Origin of the sequence: Aphanothece stagnina RSMan2012 (genome assembly GCF_046764815.1) — a bacterium.
Lineage (GTDB): Bacteria > Cyanobacteriota > Cyanobacteriia > PCC-6307 > Cyanobiaceae > NIES-981.
The window spans coordinates 1-3,429 of sequence record NZ_JBKOUC010000057.1; the positions used below are offsets into that span (position 1 = coordinate 1).

Annotated in this window: 3 protein-coding genes; all 3 read right to left on the reverse strand. The window is 49.6% G+C overall.

Annotated elements, in window-relative coordinates; translation table 11 throughout:
* Positions 1–240: 240 nt before the first annotated feature.
* The 3 genes from ACLNEE_RS16565 to ACLNEE_RS16575 all read right to left on the reverse strand — a co-directional run bounded on the left by ACLNEE_RS16565 (position 241) and on the right by ACLNEE_RS16575 (position 3,265).
* A complete protein-coding gene (locus ACLNEE_RS16565; protein ID WP_412007416.1) occupies positions 241–915 on the reverse strand; it encodes a hypothetical protein in 675 nt (224 codons plus the stop codon).
* Positions 916–1,111: 196 nt separating this feature from the next.
* Positions 1,112–2,005, reverse strand: a complete 894-nt coding sequence (locus ACLNEE_RS16570) for a hypothetical protein (RefSeq protein ID WP_412007417.1) — start codon at positions 2,003–2,005, stop codon at positions 1,112–1,114.
* 36 nt (positions 2,006–2,041) lie between these two features.
* Positions 2,042–3,265, reverse strand: coding sequence for an ISL3 family transposase (locus ACLNEE_RS16575; RefSeq protein ID WP_411424678.1), 1,224 nt, complete (start codon positions 3,263–3,265; stop codon positions 2,042–2,044).
* Between the last annotated feature and the right edge of the window lie 164 nt (positions 3,266–3,429).

The following is a 3,429-nucleotide window of genomic DNA, read 5'->3' on the forward strand; positions in this document are numbered from 1 at the left end:
GCGGTGCTCGTCGGCAGGGAAGCTTTCCCAGTCCACTTCCTTCGAGAGATAGCCGACACGACGACCGTCGGCCGTTACATTGTCCGTTGGGAGACCGAAGGCAAAGTAGTCGCGTATGATCGTCGGGCCGGTGCCGTCGGCGTTGCGGACGAGCCGCTCCACAAATAGACTACGTGAAGATCCTAAATCTCAAAGCCAGATGACTCTGTCATCGCACAGCCCCTGTTGGTGGCCGGAAGGCTATATACATTCCCTGAAGCGTGCGAGAGCTTCCCAAGGTATTTCGTCAAGAGGCTTTGCTGAACGTGGATTATAGTGTTCAAACAGGCGCACGAGGTATTCTCTAAATGCAAATGATTCAAAGTCCTCGAAGAAGTCTGCTACGTCCATGAATCCTGGGGTCGTCCGAGGTTCTTCATAAGCAACAACTCGAATCTCATCTATATAGTCGAAATACAAGGCCCATTTGCCTGATGAGCCAAATACAATGTAGTCAGTCCCGTTGGACAACATGTAACTAAACAGTTCATCAACGTGCTCTTTCGTACTACCGTTACGCGCGAATATCTCTATCCGTTCTACACTCATCTTGTTGATAAAATCACGGCCACCTGTCCCACCAAGCAGAGGTACGACGTAAAGGTTCTTCTCTTCGTACATCTCCATAATGGAGATGTAGAACAGAAAGTCTACGTCCCATCCATCGTCCACTTCACGACTGAACTGACACAGACGGAACCGGTCTGTGAATACCATGTATGGCAGAGAAACACCCTGAATCCAAATTGACTCGAGAAGTTTGGCACCACTCTCTATGTTGGTTTGATCTTCTTCCTTCATCATGCCTCTTTTGTTGCGAATACATACGAAGCCAATCTGACTTGCCGTATGTGTGAAACATACGGAATCACCCACTTCCGAGACCGTAGACAATGTCCGGATTTTCGTTAAATACAGGAGGGCTTTCAAAAGATCAGAACGGATGCTGGCTATGCTCGGGGATCTTCTATCGCAGCTACCTTTACAGCCACTCTTGCAAACCGATTTCCCTTCCTATCTCGGTGTATTCAAACACTACAACGCATCATCACCGACAATCAAGAATCCCTGTTCACATTGTCAGGTCAATGGGCTCAAGGTATTCGGCTGTGGTGAGGTCGTAGACAAGGCCGTTGGCTTGATAGAGCCTATGGAGGCGCTTGATGTAACAGGAATCATATTGAACTTGCAGTCCTCTTCGTCGCACGACGGGCTTATATGTGTCGATGTCAACATCAACATGAATGATGTCTACTGCCCGATTGATCGAAATTACCGATACGATGCGGCGTAAATCGTCATACATTGGGAAAGTCCACTCAGCCTTTTGTTCGATGCTAAAGACTTCGCGTGTCGTGCCACGTACGAAGTCAAGCTCGTAGAATGTCGTCCCCGCATTGTACGTCCACGCCAATCCCTTTCCGTCACAAACGTAAGCAGCGCCACGATAATTAGCTGAAATCACTTTACCAATTCTATTGAGGTTCTCATCTACAAGGAATGGCCTCTCGAAGAAAGGCTTTTCATTCAGATCTTGCATGAAAATAAATGGTGGATACTGACGACCTACGCCCTGGGGTGGATAGCCGCTGAACTTACGTTTTAGCTGCCCGGTTCGAGTATCTCCGAACAGAACAGAAGGTGAGCTCCAGACAGCAAGTTGGCTGTCATGCACCCGAACAAAGAAGTCAATTCGCCTGTTAGTTCTAACGGAGTTAAAGTGCTTTCCCGTAAACACATCATACATGTCCAACTGTCTTGTCGAATAGCAGGCTCTATATAATACACCAGCTCCATCGTCAAGATAAACACGATGATCATTCACATGATAACTTGTTTGGAATTTGCCTGTGACAGTACCAGAGTCAATATCTAGGATGAAACACATTCCTTCGTGTGCCATATATGCCAGCATTTTCTGAGCTTCGCCAGCGCATAGATAGCCTATTTCGTAAGACTCGATCATATTATTACGGGTCTTCGCCAAAGTTGGTGGAATAGTTTAGAACGACATATCAAGGTTGCCACAATAGAATAGGATGGCTCGACGGAATCGTTCGCGACTTCGGAAGCCCCTCGCTCGCGATTTAATCATTTTAATTCTACTGTTGATACTCTCGGCCATTGCGTTCGACACACCGAACACGACTGCGTTGAGAATTCCCCACAGATGGTTCTTTACTGTCTGTGCTACTTTGATGATTGGCGTAAGCGCAGTTTGTTCAGCTGCCTCTAGCCAGACGTTCCATGCTCGCTCGGCCCAATGAAAGCTGACGTATTTCCACAGCAGTTTCGCCTGCTCCTTTATGCTCCATGCCATCGCCGTGTTCTCTGCAACAGCAAACACCTCTTGGAGGTCACGCTGTTGGCTTTTGGTCAAATCGGCGTAGTTGCGAAGAACGGACATTCGTTTGCCTGTTAGAGCCGACTCGCCGTGTTCTCGGAGTTCGGCCCGATGTTCTTGCTTGCGTACGTCGTTGACAGCCTTGTTCAACATCTGCGCCACGTGAAAGCGGTCGAAACAGATGGTTCTGTCGCCCTCTTCGAGGCCCATGGATGTTGCTTCGATATACGGCACCCACATGTCCATATTGACACTTCCCACCGAGGCGCGCTGCTCTGGTGTTAATGCCTCATAGAAGGCCATCAACGATGCTTCTGTGCGATCGTCGCCCACATAGAGCACTGCGCCTGTGGTCCCGTCGCTGACGATTGTCACGTACTCATGACGCTTCTGGAACGACGTCTCGTCGACACACAATACCGGCACCGGATGTGCTCGCCTGCGATCAAGACCTCTGTCGACGGCTCGCTGCATGATGGCATCGAGGGTCTTCCAGTCCACATCCAGAAGCTTGCTCACGGCCGATATCGACGCAACCAGCATCAGACTCACGGCATACTCCTCGAATCCAATTGTAAAGCGGCTGTTCGGCACGCACCACGGCGGAGTCTCATTCAGCACGCCATGCTCAGGACAACGCACCCGAGGAACAGAGGCTTCAATAAACATCCGATACTTCGACCACTGCAAGTCACGCCACCTGCGGTCACGTCGATCATGGATCGAGCACGTTGCACCACATTCCGGGCACGTCCCCTTCGAACTCTTCGTCCGCTCCACATGCACCGTCACCGACATGGTCGTGTCGTCAACCGTTACCGACCCAATGCGCCAGGGTGACTCTATCCCTAACGCCTTCCTACAAAACGTACTTAGATCCATAGCCACAAGCTACGAACTTCTCCACTATCTTTGGCGAAGAGCCAACAAATTGAAGGCAGTCCATGAAGGAAAATATTTCTCCTGAGAATGCTCTCTCCATATTCGTAGAGTCAAGCATTGAACATCGTAATGCCACTGAAAACGGCGACTATCGTCGTGCCAAC

Bases quoted from the DNA above. Each gene is read 5' to 3' on its own strand.
- ACLNEE_RS16575 (WP_411424678.1), bottom strand. From the start codon at position 3,265: ATGGATCTAAGTACGTTTTGTAGGAAGGCGTTAGGGATAGAGTCACCC.
- ACLNEE_RS16570 (WP_412007417.1), bottom strand. From the start codon at position 2,005: ATGATCGAGTCTTACGAAATAGGCTATCTATGCGCTGGCGAAGCTCAG.